Consider the following 11910-nt stretch of genomic DNA (forward strand, 5'->3'; position numbering starts at 1 on the left):
GATGAGGCCGCGAGTACTGGTCGTCGAGGACGCGGAACCGATCCGGACCGCGGTCGGCATCGCACTGACCGAGGCCGGGTACGACGTCCGCACGCGGCCGGACGGCACCGGCTTCGAGCGGGAGCTCGCGCAGTACCGCCCGGACCTCGTCCTGCTGGACGTGATGCTGCCGGGGCGGGACGGGTTCGAACTGCTGACGCTCGCCCGCGAGACCTCGAACGCGGGCGTGATCCTGCTGACCGCCCGCGACGGCGTCGACGACCGCCTGCACGGGCTGCGGACCGGCGCGGACGACTACGTGGTCAAGCCGTTCGTCCTCGCCGAGCTGATCGCCCGGGTCGAGGCCGTACTCCGGCGGATGGGGCGGCTGCGGACCGTTCTCGAGGTCGGCGATCTCGAGGTCGACGTCGAGGCGCGGGCGGTCCGCCGGGGCGGGAAGGAGATCGACCTGACCGCGACCGAGTTCAAGCTGCTCGCGTTCCTGGCCGGGCGGGCGGAGCGCGTGGTCGGGAAGACCCAGCTGCTGACCGCGGTCTGGGGGTACGACGACTACGCGGACAACCTGGTCGAGGTGTACGTGAGCGGGCTGCGGCGGAAGCTGGAGGCGCACGGGCCGCGGCTGCTGCATACGGTGCGCGGGTCCGGGTACGTGTTGCGGTCGTGACGCTGTCGCTGCGGGCTCGCGTGACGTTGACCGCGATCGCAGTACTGCTGGTGGTGCTGCCGGTGACCGGGCTGACGGTCAAGGCGGTGTTCGACGCGCAGGCCGAGCGCAGTCTGGACTCGCTGCTGACCGGGCGGGCGCAGCTGGCCCAGCAGCTCGCGCGGCAGAACGTTGCACCAGGCAACTTGGTACGCCGGGTCGAGGCGAACGGGGTGCGGGTGTCGCTGTCGCTGCGGAACGGGCGGACGTTCGGCGTGCCGCCGGTGGATCCCGACGGCACGGTGCGGCAGGTGCACGCGACGCTGCAGGCGGGTCAGCAGACGAAGGACGCTTCGCTGGTACTGACGGCGGACACGGCATTGCTGGCGGATGCGAGTGCACGGTTGCGGACGGTGCTGCTGCTGTCCGGGTTGGCCGCGATTCTCATTACCGCGTTGGCGTTGGCGATCGGGATGCGGTTCGCGCTGGCACCGCTCGACGTGATGACCGGCTTGGCGCGTTCCATCGCGGCCGGGCGCCGAGGCGGGCGCCTCCAGCCTGAGCGTGCTGACACGGAACTGGGTCGGACAGCAACCGCCTTCGACGAGATGCTCGACGCCCTGGAAGGCGCCGAACAGACCGCTCGCACCGCGGAGCGTGGCGCGCGGGCCTCGGCCGGCACCGCCCGCCTGGCCGAGGATCGGATGCGGGAGTTCGTGGCGGATGCGGCGCATGAACTGCGGACACCGATTGCGGGGCTGCAGACGGCGGCCGAGACATTGATCCAGCTCGGGCCGGACGCGACCGCCGCGCAGCGGGAGGAGCTGGAGTTGCTGCTCGTCCGCGAGTCGCGCCGGGCCGGGACGTTGGTCGGCGACCTGCTCGAGCTCAGCCGGATCGACGCCGGCCTGCAACTCCACCGCTCCCCCGTCGACCTCCGCCGGCTCGCCGACGCCCAGGCCGCCCGTCTCCGCCTGGTCGCGCCCGAGATCACCGTCGACCTCCGCGGCGCCGCGACCGTCAGCGCCGACGAGGACCGCCTCACCCAGATCCTCACCAACCTCGTCGACAACGCCCGCCAGGCCGGCGCCCACGCCCTCCGCATCACCGTCGCCACCTCCGGCATCCTGGTCGAGGACGACGGTCCCGGCGTACCGCCCGAAGCCCGCGAGCGGATCTTCTCCCGCCTCGTCCACGGCCCGCACAGCAAAGGCGCCGGCCTCGGCCTGGCAATCGCCCGCGGCCTGGCCGAAGCCCACGGCGGCACCCTCACCGCCACCGACCGCCCCGACGGCCATCCCGGCGCCGCCTTCCACCTCCGCCTGTCAGGTCCCGCTCCCCTCCGTTGATGGGTGGACGTCCGAGCTGCAGGGTTTGCCACCCGTATCCGGGGCGCAAACCCGGCAGCTGGGGAGTGAACCCACCAACGGTTCTGGGTAGACAGTGTCTAGCGTCGTGCTGTAGACACTGTCTACGTGATTGCTCTCGGGTTGCTGGCCGCCTCCGCCGGGTGTCATGCGGCGTGGAACCTGCTGCTCAAGCGGGGCGGGAGGGGCGGGCCGGCGTTCGTGTGGGTGTGCGGGGTGGTGATGCTGCCGGTGTCGGCCGTCCTGCTCGCCCGGGGCCTGGGGACAGCAGCGTGGGCGGGATTGGTGAGTACGGCGTTGCACACGACCTACGCCGTGATCCTGCAGAAGGCCTATGCGGTCGGCGAGTTCACGGCCATCTACCCGGTCAGCCGCGGCGCGGCGCCTGTTCTGGTGGCGATGGTGGCGTTGCCCGGCCCGCGAGTGCTGGCGGGCGCGGCGCTCACGCTGGTCGGGGTGCTGATGATGGACCGGCTGCGCTCGGCGCGCGGCGTACCGCTCGGGTTGCTGGTCGCCGCATGCACAGCGGCGTACACCTTGTGGGACGGCTTCGCGGTCACCCGCCTGCACGTCGACCTGCTGACCTACCTGGCCGTCGCGAACGTCGCGCAGGTCGTCTTCCTGGCGCCGGTCGTCCGAAACCACCGCCAAGCGCTCAAGCAATGGCGGCAAGCCTTGCCGATCGCCCTACTGATGCCGGCGAGCTACGGCCTGGTGCTGCTGGCGTTGTCGTTCGCGTCAATCAGCGCCGTAGCGGTCGGTCGGGCGTTGAACGTCGTCGTCGGCGGCCTCCTCGGCGCCCTCGTCCTCCGCGAACGCCCGCGCCTCGCCGGACTGGTCGTCGTCACGGCCGGCGTACTCCTCGTGAGCCTCTGAAAGGACTGTCATGAAAGACCTGATCTGCCTGCACGCCGGTACGAGCGGCCCGTCGACCTGGGACCGTTTCGTCCCCGAGTTCGAAGCGCTCGGGTACCGCGTCCACCGCCCCACACTGCTCGGCCACGGCACCGCACCCCGGCGCCGCACCTACTACCTGAACGACTTCCGCGACCAAGTACTCCGCGATCTCGACGACCGGGACCACCTCACGCTGATCGGCAACTCGCTCGGCGCGTACGTCGCCAGCGCCGTCGCAGCCGCCGAACCCGACCGCGTCGACCGCCTCGTCCTCGAAGAGATCCCCGTCCCACCGCAAACCACCCAGGACGGCCCGCCGACCACACGAGAACTCCCAGGCGTGGCCCTCCGTGCCGCCGGCTGGCTGACGCGCCGACGTTGCGATCCCCGACTGCTCCGCGACGTGATCGCCGACCTCCGCCGCCCGCAGCCGTCCTGGTGGTCCGGACTGCCCGCGGTCACCGCCCCCACGCTCGTCCTGGCCGGCGGCCCGAAGAGCCACCTCGACCAGACCCGCTTCGCGCTCCTCTCCGACTCGTTGCCCAACGCAACAGTCACGACGATCGAGGCCGGCCACCGGATCCACCGCCACGCCCCGGACCGCTGGCTCGCCGCCGTGAAACCCTTCCTTGCCCTCACCATTGGTTGAGCTCCTAAGGTGGCGGCATGACGGAAACTCTCCTCGAACGCGTCGGCCCCCACGGCCTCGGCGTACTCGTGACGATCAAGCGCGACGGCCGCCCACAGCTGTCCAACATCACCTACGTCTTCGACGGCACCCGGGTCCGGATCTCGCTGACCGACGACCGGGCCAAGACCCGGAACCTGCGCCGGGATCCGCGCGCCAGCCTGTACGTCAACGGCTCCGGCGGACGCTCGTACCTCGTCCTCGAGGGCAAGGCGCAGCTGAGCGCCGTGGCCGCGGACCCGCACGACGAGGTGGTCGAGGACCTGGTCGACTACTACCGGACCGCCTCCGGTGAGCACCCGGACTGGGACGAGTACCGTGCGGTCATGGTGCAGGACAAACGGCTGATGTTCTCGATGCCCGTCGACCATGCGTACGGGATGCCGTCGCCGGCATAAACCAGATGCGGGCAGCACGCGTTCCGGTGGACGCTGGGGGCGTGAAGATCACCCAACTGTTCCCCGACGACGAGGTCGGATGTGCGGAAGCCGTCGCCGTGGACTCGGCCGGCTGGACGCTGGACTGCCCGGAGGTCGTCCAGCACACGCCGCGGTCCTTCGCGAACATGCTCCGCTACGGCTGGGACCTCGAGCCACCGCAGGCGTACCTGGCCCGCGAGGGCGACACTCCCGTCGGCGTGCTGACCGTCGACGTCCCGCTGTACGAGAACACCAATCAGACCTGGCTCGACGTCAAGGTGCACCCGGACCACCGGGGCCGCGGGATCGGCTCCGAGCTGATCGAGTACGGCGAGCAGGTGACCCGCGACCTCGGCCGGACGATGACGTGCCTCGGCGGGCTCGCGCTGCCGAAGGCGGAGGCGTTCGCCCGGCGGCACGGGTACGAGCAGAAGGCGGTCGAGGTGAACCGCCGCCAGGACCTGGCCGGTCTCGACTGGGGTCTGGTGCAGCGGCTGTACGACGAGTCACTGGCGGCGGCGTCGGCGTACGAGCTGCTGCAGCTGACCGGACCGCTGCCGGACGACATGCTCGAGGGCATGGTCGCGGTGACCGAGTCGATCAACGACGCGCCGAAGGACGACCTCGACATGGAGGACGACGTCTACAGCCCCGAGCGGCTGCGGGCGTACGAGGAGGCGCAGGCGAAGAGCGACCGCACCGTCTACCGGGTGGTCGCGCGCCGCAAGGACACCGGCGACCTGGCCGGCCATACGGTCGTCGCGGTCGAGCGGGAGCGCCCGTCGATCGGCGAGCAGCACGACACGGCAGTCTCCCGGGACCACCGCGGGCACCGCCTGGGCGCGCTGCTCAAGTCCTCGATGCTGCTCTGGCTGCGCGCCGAGGAGCCGGCGCTGACCCAGATCGACACCTGGAACGCCGAGTCCAACGATCACATGATCGGGATCAACGAGGCGCTGAACTACCACATCGTGGCGCGGTTCCTGGACTACCAGAAGACGCTCTGACAACAGACCGGGGGCGCCGCATCGAGCGGCGCCCCCGGCTCTGCACTACGGCAGGATCACTCCCCGACCAGCTGGTTCCAGTGGCCGGTGAGCGTGAAGATGCCGGTGCCCGGGATGCTGCCGCCGGGGACCCGGCCATACGACGTGACCGCGGTCTTCGAGCCGTTGAACTTGCTCATCGCGTACTGGTACACCGAGTCGGTGTCGTTGTCGAAACCGGTCACCAGCGTGCCGCCCCGGGTACCGCACTCCATGGCGGCCAGCGACTCGTACGCCGCGAAGCCCGTGCTCCGGACGAGCTTCAGGATCGGCTTGGTCGAGGCCGCCGCCGGGATCCGGACCGTCCAGAGCGCGCCCGCCTTGGTGGTCATCAGCAGCGTGTCGTACGTGGGGTTCTCGGAGATCACGGTCATCGCCTTGAAGCCCTTGAAGCCCGGGAAGTGGCCGAGCGCCCGGAAGGTGGCACCCGACGCCGCGTACCGGTACAGGTTGCCGTTGGTGCTCAGCCCGTACAGGTACGAGCGGTTCGGCGCGGTGATCGCGTAGTTCGACGTCACGAGCTGGGTGAAGCTGCTCCAGCCGGAGCCGATCCGCGCGTACGTCGGCCGCGCGTTGTCGGTGTCGAAGTAGGTGACGCTGCGGTACAGCGTTCCGTTCTGCACGAACAGGCCGTGGTAGTAGAAGTGCGCGTCGGTCTTCACGCCGTACCACGTCGTGTTGAGACGGGTGCCGACGAACGAGAACTCCGGGAACCAGTCACCGCGCGGCGGCTTGCCCGGCGTGACCACCACGTCGTTGATCCCCGGCTTCGGGGTGTTGAAGCCGACGTCCTGATTGCATCCCCCGGAGGCGAGCTTGGCGTTCGGCGTGGTCTTCAGGTTGCCCTTGACCGACTTGGCGATCGCGGGCGGGTCGGACCGGACGGCGGCAGTGGCCGGGCCGGCGGCGGCCGTGGCGGCGAGCATGCCGACCCCGGCCAAGGCGAGCGCGAAGCGCTGCAGTTTCATACTTGGAGTCCCCCTCAGGACATCAGTGACCTCGATTGGCCACGAGATCGTGAGGGAGCATAACCCGTTCCAGGCTAGACCGCCTCGACGATTGTCACTTTCATCTGGTTGGAGAGGGTGAAGCCGAGCGACGTGTAGAGCCGGATGGCGCTGGTGTTGGTGCCGCCGGTGTGCAGGAACGGGTGCCGGCCGGTCGCCGTGATCTCCGCGGCGACCGCCCTGATCAGCCGGGTCGCGAGGCCCTGCCCGCGGGCCGACGGGTGCGTGCAGACCGCGCTGATCTCGACGGACTCCGGCAGGCTGAACCGGGTGCCGGCCATCGCGATCAGCTCGCCGCTGCGGCGGATCCCGAGGTACGTGCCGAGCTCGATCGTGCGGCTGCGGAACGGGCCCGGGTCGGTGAGCGCGACCAGCGCCAGCATGTCCGGTACGTCGTCCACGCCGAGCACGACCGCCTCCGGATCCGCGGCGGGCAGGTCGTCCGGGGCGGCGAACTGGACCAGGTCGAAGACCTTGTCGATCTTGATCCCGTCCGGGACCTCGAACTCGGGCCGCATCAGCGCGGCCGGTCCGCCGGCCCGGAGCAGCTCGGCCGCGGCCGCCCAGTCGGCGTCGGTGAGCTCGTCGGGCATGCCGAGGAACGGTGCGACCGCGGCCGGGTAGCGGCGGGCGTTGCCGGACACCTCGGCGAAGGCTGCGTGCGGGCCGGTCAAAGCGGCGTACACCGGGTTCTGCAGGCTCATCAGAACCCCAGCTTGCGGAGGTTCTTCGCGTCGGTCTGCCAGTTCTTCGCGATCTTGACATGCAGATCGAGGTAGACCGGCGTACCGAGCAGGGCCTCGATCTGCTGGCGGGCCGCCGCGCCGACCTCGCGCAGCCGGGCGCCCTTGTGCCCGATCACGATGCCCTTCTGGCTCTCCCGCTCGAGGAAGATGTTCGCGTAGACGTCCAGCAGCGGCTTGTCGGCCGGGCGGTCCTCGCGCAGGTTCATCTCGTCGATGGTGACCGCGATCGAGTGCGGCAGCTCGTCCCGGACGCCCTCCAGCGCGGCCTCCCGGATCAGCTCCGCGACCAGCGTCTCCTCGGGCTCGTCGGTGATGTCACCGTCGGGGTACAGCGGGAAGCCCTCGGGCAGCAGCGCGACCAGCTCGTCCGCGACCACGTCCACCTGGAACCCGGACGTCGCCGACACCGGGATCACCGCGGCCCACTCGATCCCGACCGACTCGCCCAGCGCCGCGATGTCGGCGAGGTGCTCGACCATCCGGTCCGGCGAGACCAGGTCGGCCTTGGTGGCGAGCGCGACCTTCGGGGTCTTCGCGACCTTGGCCGCCTCGCCCGCGAGGAACCGGTCGCCGGGGCCGATCTTGTCGCTGGCCGGCAGGCAGACCGCGATCACGTCGACCTCGGCCCAGGTGGTCTTCACCAGGTCGTTCAGCCGCTCACCGAGCAGCGTGCGCGGCTTGTGCAGGCCGGGCGTGTCGACCAGCACCAGCTGCGCGTCCGGCCGGTGCACGATGCCGCGGACCGCATGCCGGGTGGTCTGCGGCTTCGACGAGGTGATCACGATCTTCTGGCCGACCAGGGCGTTCGTCAGCGTCGACTTGCCGGCGTTCGGCCGCCCGACGAAACAGGCGAAGCCGGACTTGAAGTTCTCAGGTGTGGACGACATCGCGGACCTCTCCGGTGCCCAGGGCAAGTACTACGGGAACGTTGGCGCCGGCGAAGTGCCGTACGACGTTGACCTCGACGGCCTCGGCGTCCGTCACGACCGCGGCGGCCTCCAGGCCCTTCACGCCCGAGGCCAGCGCCATCGCGACGGCCAGCTGCAACGCGGTCAGCTCGACCGTGTCGAGCCCGACCGTGCAGGCGGCGTACGTGCGGCCGTCGGAGTCGCGGACCGCGGCCCCTTCGGCGGCGCGGGTCCGGGCGCGGGCGGCGCGGGCGAGCGTGACGAGTTTGGCGTCCTCGGCGGACAGGTCAGACAACAAAGGCTCCTAGGCGTGCTGGTGGTTCTGGTCGTGCGGCGCGGGCGCGGGCTCCTCGCGTCGTACCAGAACCGTACCTACCTGGTTCCGGCGACCCGACGGGCGCTCCGCGGTCAGCGACAGGCCCTCGATCGCGACCTCGGCGCCGGGGATCGGGACCTTGCCGAGCAGCTTGGCCATCAGCCCGCCGACGGTGTCCACGTCGTCGTCGTCCAGCGGGACGCCGAACAGCTCGCCGAGCTCGTCGATCGGGAGCCGGCTGGAGACCCGGTACGCGCCGTCGGACAGCTGCTGCACCGAGTCCGGGTCCTCGTCATACTCGTCGGTGATCTCGCCGACGATCTCCTCCAGGATGTCCTCGATCGCGACCAGGCCGGCGGTGCCGCCGTACTCGTCGACGACGATCGCCAGGTGCATCCGGGCCGCCTGCATCTCGCGGAGCAGCTGGTCGGCGGGCTTGGAGTCCGGGACGTACATGCACGGCCGCATCACCGACTCGACCCGCTCGGTCGATTCGGCGTTGGCGTTGTCGTAGACCCGGCGCATCACGTCCTTGAGGTAGACGACACCGACGATGTCGTCCAGCGACTCGCCGATCACCGGGATCCGGGAGAAGCCCGAGCGCAGCGCCAGCGAGGTGAGCTGGCGGAGCTTCTTGTGCTTCTCGATGTAGACCATGTCGGTCCGCGGCACCATCACCTCGCGGACGATCGTGTCGCCGAGCTCGAACACCGAATGGATCATCTGCCGCTCGCCGGACTCGATCACCGCGGACTTCTCCGCGTAGTCGACCAGCGCGCGCAGCTCGGCCTCGGTCGCGAACGGCCCCTCGGCGAACCCCTTGCCCGGGGTCAGCGCGTTGCCGATCAGGATCAGCAGCTTCGGCAGCGGGCCGAGGATCCGGGTCAGCGCCATCACCGGACCGGCCGACAGGATCGCGAACCGGTCCGAGTGCTGCCGGCCGAGCGTCCGCGGCGCGACCCCGATGATCACGTAGGAGATCAGGATCATCACCACGGCCGTGATCAGGATGTGTTCCCAGGTCACCGACAGCACGCCGGACAGCGCCTGGGTGACCAGCACGATCGCGGTGATCTCGCAGCTCAGCCGGAGCAGCAGCAGCGAGTTCAGGTACCGCGGGGCGTCGGACAGCAGGTCGCGCAGCCGGACCGCGCGCAGGTTGCCCTGCTCGACCTGCTCGTTCGCCCGCACCTTCGAGTACGACGACAGTGCCGCCTCCGCGCCGGCGAACAACCCGGCCAGCAGCACCAGCACCGCAGCCACAACCAGCAGAACGAGGTCGTGGTACGTCATGGGAGATTCACTCCTGACCGAGATGGTTTCCAGGGGATCGCCATGCTTCCAGCAGGCGCCCCTGGACGTCCCACATCTCCGCCTTCTCGGCGGGTTCCGCGTGGTCGTAGCCGAGCAGGTGCAGGATGCCGTGCACGGTGAGCAGCTCCAGCTCGGCCCAGGTACCGTGGCCGGCCTTCGCGCCCTGGGCGGCGGCCACCGTCGGGCACAGGGCGATGTCGCCCAGGTGCCCGAGCGGCAGGTCGTCGTCCGCCTCGCCGTCGGACCCTGGGCGCAGTTCGTCCATCGGCCACGACATCACGTCGGTCGGACCCGGAAGATCCAGGAACTCGACGTGGTACCGCGCCATCGTGTCCTCGTCGACCAGCTTGATCGACAGCTCACACTCGGGGTGCAGGCGCAGCGACGACATCACGAACCGGCTGAGCCGCATCAGTCCGTGCGCGTCGATCTCCACGCCGGACTCGTTGTTGACCTCGACGTTCATCGGTGGGAATCAGCACTGCCTTCGTAGTTTTCGTACGCCGACACGATCCGGCCGACCAGCTTGTGCCGGACCACGTCATGCGATGTCAACCGGCAGAATGCCAGATCCTGCACGCCCTCGAGAATTTCCTGCACGACCTTGAGCCCGGAATTCGTCCCGTTCGGCAGGTCGACCTGGGTGACGTCGCCGGTGACGACCATCTTCGAGCCGAAGCCGAGCCGGGTGAGGAACATCTTCATCTGCTCCGGCGAGGTGTTCTGCGCCTCGTCCAGGATGATGTAGGCGTCGTTCAGCGTCCGGCCGCGCATGTAGGCCAGCGGCGCGATCTCGATCGTGCCGGCGGTCATCAGCCGCGGGATGGACTCCGGGTCGAGCATGTCGTGCAGCGCGTCGTACAGCGGCCGCAGGTACGGGTCGATCTTCTCCGACAGCGTGCCGGGCAGGAACCCGAGCCGCTCGCCGGCCTCGACGGCCGGCCGGGTCAGGATGATCCGGTTGACCTCCTTGGCCTGCAGCGCCTGGACCGCCTTCGCGACCGCGAGGTAGGTCTTGCCGGTACCGGCCGGGCCGATGCCGAACACGATCGTGTTCTTGTCGATCGCGTCGACGTACCGCTTCTGGTTCAGCGTCTTCGGGCGGATCGTCCGGCCGCGGCTGGACAGGATGTTCTGGGTCAGCACCTCGCGCGGGGACTCCGCGGTGGCCTGCTTGATCATCGCGATGCTGCGCTCGACCGAGTCGGCGGTCAGCCCGTGCCCGGTGCGCACGACCGCGACCAGCTCGTCGAAGAGCCGCTCGGTCAGTGCCAGCTCGGCAGGCTCACCGGACATCGAGATCTCGTTGCCGCGGACCAGGATGTCGGCGGCGAACTCCTTCTCGATGATGCGGAGGAACTCGTCCCGGGCTCCGAGCAGGGCCACCATGTCGATGCTGTTCGGCACGACGATCTTGTGGGATGCCTGCGTGGCGGTAGTGGCGCCGTTCTGGCGCGCTTCCGGTTCGATACTGCGTGGCCTGGACAGGCTCTTCCTCCTGAGTACTGGTGGTGTGAGCTTCCATGCTAGCCGTCTCGTCCGACACCCTCACGTGGAATTCCCCGGGACACCCTGCTGGGCGGTTTCGCCGCCGCTGTGCCGGCCGTCCGATCGGGGGCCGGGTTCGGCGTCAGCACGCCCGCCAGGCGGGCGATTTCGTCGGCCTCGGGGCCCGGTCGGAGGACTCCGTGCTCGAGGGCCAGCCGGCGGTTCCGTTCGGCGGTCCACTCGCGGGTCGGGTGCAGGTTGACGGCGACCCCGGCCGCCGCCGGCCGCAGCATCGGGCCGAGGTCGGCGCGCCGCGCCCGGTCGGCCACGTCCGGCGCCTCGTCGCGGTGCGACTCGTAGCTCGCCAGCATCCGGTACGTCGCCTCGACCGCGGCCCGGGTGGACCCGGAGTCCACCGGCGGCCGGTCGAACTCGTCCGAATGCGTGTTCTTCCCGTCGTCGATCCCGACCGCATGCGACGGCGTGAACACGTGCAGCGACTGCACCGGCGCGTTCACGTCACCGTCGTACACCGTGTCCGCGCGCCAGGCGTGGGCGCCGGAGTAGCTGTCCTGCAAGGCGTGCGCGGCCGCGCCGAGGTACGCGTACTCGCGGCTGGTCGACGCATGCGCGGCGGCGAGCTGCTGATGGATGTACTCGGTGTTGCGCTCCAGGTTGTCCCAGCCCTTGCGGTACGGGTCCGCCATGAAGTGCTCGCGCTGTACGTCGGGGTTCGTGTACGCCGAATGCCCGGTCGGGCCGATACCGGCGTACACGAACGGCATGCCGGTGCCGTTGAAGTTCCGGATCACGCCGGCGCCGAGCGCGCGGTCCTGGTGCGCCTGGGCCTTGTCGAGCGCGGCGGCGTACTGCTGCTGCGGGATGCCGCGGAGGGTGCCGCCGGGCGCGGCGTGCTGCCGGTAGAGGCGGTCCACGGCGGCGTACGTGATCTCGTGATGGCCCGACCACTCGCTGTCGCCGTGCTGGTGCATTTCCTCAGGTTCCCATCAGATCAGGCCATCCTGTTGTCAACCTGGGACGGACTCTTGGCGTCGTCTTTTCGTGGCACAA

14 protein-coding genes are annotated in these 11910 nt (G+C 69.9%); 6 read left to right on the forward strand and 8 right to left on the reverse strand.

Annotated elements, in window-relative coordinates:
• The first annotated feature begins 1 nt into the window (after position 1).
• The 6 genes from ACXJJ3_RS09395 (at position 2) to ACXJJ3_RS09420 (ending at position 5021) form a co-directional block, all read left to right on the forward strand.
• The gene (locus ACXJJ3_RS09395) at positions 2-664 is read left to right on the forward strand and encodes a response regulator transcription factor (RefSeq protein WP_458169576.1); all 663 of its coding nucleotides are present in this window, start codon (positions 2-4) and stop codon (positions 662-664) included.
• Positions 661-1992, forward strand: coding sequence for an ATP-binding protein (locus ACXJJ3_RS09400; RefSeq protein WP_458169577.1), 1332 nt, complete (start codon positions 661-663; stop codon positions 1990-1992). Before ACXJJ3_RS09395 ends, ACXJJ3_RS09400 begins: the two co-directional genes overlap by 4 nt.
• A gap of 126 nt (positions 1993-2118) precedes the next feature.
• A complete protein-coding gene (locus tag ACXJJ3_RS09405) occupies positions 2119-2886 on the forward strand; it encodes an EamA family transporter (RefSeq protein WP_458169578.1) in 768 nt (255 codons plus the stop codon).
• A 10-nt stretch (positions 2887-2896) separates the two neighbouring features.
• On the forward strand, positions 2897-3556 hold the full coding sequence (locus ACXJJ3_RS09410; protein ID WP_458169579.1) for an alpha/beta fold hydrolase: 660 nt from the start codon (positions 2897-2899) through the stop codon (positions 3554-3556).
• 17 nt (positions 3557-3573) lie between these two features.
• A complete protein-coding gene (locus ACXJJ3_RS09415) occupies positions 3574-3993 on the forward strand; it encodes a PPOX class F420-dependent oxidoreductase (protein ID WP_458169580.1) in 420 nt (139 codons plus the stop codon).
• 41 nt (positions 3994-4034) lie between these two features.
• Positions 4035-5021, forward strand: a complete 987-nt coding sequence (locus ACXJJ3_RS09420; protein ID WP_458169581.1) for a GNAT family N-acetyltransferase — start codon at positions 4035-4037, stop codon at positions 5019-5021.
• A 56-nt stretch (positions 5022-5077) separates the two neighbouring features.
• Here the strand turns inward: ACXJJ3_RS09420 and ACXJJ3_RS09425 are convergent, their stop codons facing one another.
• From ACXJJ3_RS09425 to ACXJJ3_RS09460, 8 genes are all read right to left on the reverse strand, one after another.
• Positions 5078-6028, reverse strand: a complete 951-nt coding sequence (locus tag ACXJJ3_RS09425) for a hypothetical protein (protein WP_458169582.1) — start codon at positions 6026-6028, stop codon at positions 5078-5080.
• Between the two features lie 74 nt (positions 6029-6102).
• Positions 6103-6771 (reverse strand): GNAT family N-acetyltransferase, encoded by a 669-nt coding sequence (locus ACXJJ3_RS09430; RefSeq protein ID WP_458169583.1) that lies wholly within the window; start codon positions 6769-6771, stop codon positions 6103-6105.
• Positions 6771-7700, reverse strand: coding sequence for a GTPase Era (gene era / locus ACXJJ3_RS09435; protein WP_458169584.1), 930 nt, complete (start codon positions 7698-7700; stop codon positions 6771-6773). The genes ACXJJ3_RS09430 and era overlap by 1 nt, the downstream gene beginning before the upstream one ends.
• A complete protein-coding gene (locus tag ACXJJ3_RS09440) occupies positions 7684-8019 on the reverse strand; it encodes a cytidine deaminase (RefSeq protein ID WP_458169585.1) in 336 nt (111 codons plus the stop codon). Before ACXJJ3_RS09440 ends, era begins: the two co-directional genes overlap by 17 nt.
• 6 nt (positions 8020-8025) lie before the next feature.
• Positions 8026-9330 carry a hemolysin family protein gene (locus tag ACXJJ3_RS09445; protein WP_458169586.1) on the reverse strand — a complete coding sequence of 435 codons (1305 nt, stop codon included), beginning with the start codon at positions 9328-9330 and terminating at the stop codon, positions 8026-8028.
• 7 nt (positions 9331-9337) lie between these two features.
• Positions 9338-9817 (reverse strand): rRNA maturation RNase YbeY, encoded by a 480-nt coding sequence (gene ybeY / locus ACXJJ3_RS09450; RefSeq protein WP_458169587.1) that lies wholly within the window; start codon positions 9815-9817, stop codon positions 9338-9340.
• Complete coding sequence (locus ACXJJ3_RS09455; protein ID WP_458171872.1) at positions 9814-10740, reverse strand: PhoH family protein; 927 nt, start codon at positions 10738-10740, stop codon at positions 9814-9816. The genes ybeY and ACXJJ3_RS09455 overlap by 4 nt, the downstream gene beginning before the upstream one ends.
• A 137-nt stretch (positions 10741-10877) precedes the next feature.
• Positions 10878-11831: a hypothetical protein gene (locus ACXJJ3_RS09460; protein WP_458169588.1), complete on the reverse strand. Its 954-nt coding sequence runs from the start codon at positions 11829-11831 to the stop codon at positions 10878-10880.
• Positions 11832-11910 lie beyond the last annotated feature (79 nt).

It is taken from the genome of Kribbella sp. WER1, from assembly GCF_054189145.1.

Bases quoted from the DNA above. Each gene is read 5' to 3' on its own strand.
- ACXJJ3_RS09395 (WP_458169576.1), top strand. From the start codon at position 2: ATGAGGCCGCGAGTACTGGTCGTCGAGGACGCGGAACCGATCCGGACC.
- ACXJJ3_RS09410 (WP_458169579.1), top strand. From the start codon at position 2,897: ATGAAAGACCTGATCTGCCTGCACGCCGGTACGAGCGGCCCGTCGACC.
- ACXJJ3_RS09415 (WP_458169580.1), top strand. From the start codon at position 3,574: ATGACGGAAACTCTCCTCGAACGCGTCGGCCCCCACGGCCTCGGCGTA.
- ACXJJ3_RS09425 (WP_458169582.1), bottom strand. From the start codon at position 6,028: ATGAAACTGCAGCGCTTCGCGCTCGCCTTGGCCGGGGTCGGCATGCTC.
- ACXJJ3_RS09430 (WP_458169583.1), bottom strand. From the start codon at position 6,771: ATGAGCCTGCAGAACCCGGTGTACGCCGCTTTGACCGGCCCGCACGCA.
- era (WP_458169584.1), bottom strand. From the start codon at position 7,700: ATGTCGTCCACACCTGAGAACTTCAAGTCCGGCTTCGCCTGTTTCGTC.
- ACXJJ3_RS09445 (WP_458169586.1), bottom strand. From the start codon at position 9,330: ATGACGTACCACGACCTCGTTCTGCTGGTTGTGGCTGCGGTGCTGGTG.
- ybeY (WP_458169587.1), bottom strand. From the start codon at position 9,817: ATGAACGTCGAGGTCAACAACGAGTCCGGCGTGGAGATCGACGCGCAC.
- ACXJJ3_RS09455 (WP_458171872.1), bottom strand. From the start codon at position 10,740: ATGGTGGCCCTGCTCGGAGCCCGGGACGAGTTCCTCCGCATCATCGAG.
- ACXJJ3_RS09460 (WP_458169588.1), bottom strand. From the start codon at position 11,831: ATGCACCAGCACGGCGACAGCGAGTGGTCGGGCCATCACGAGATCACG.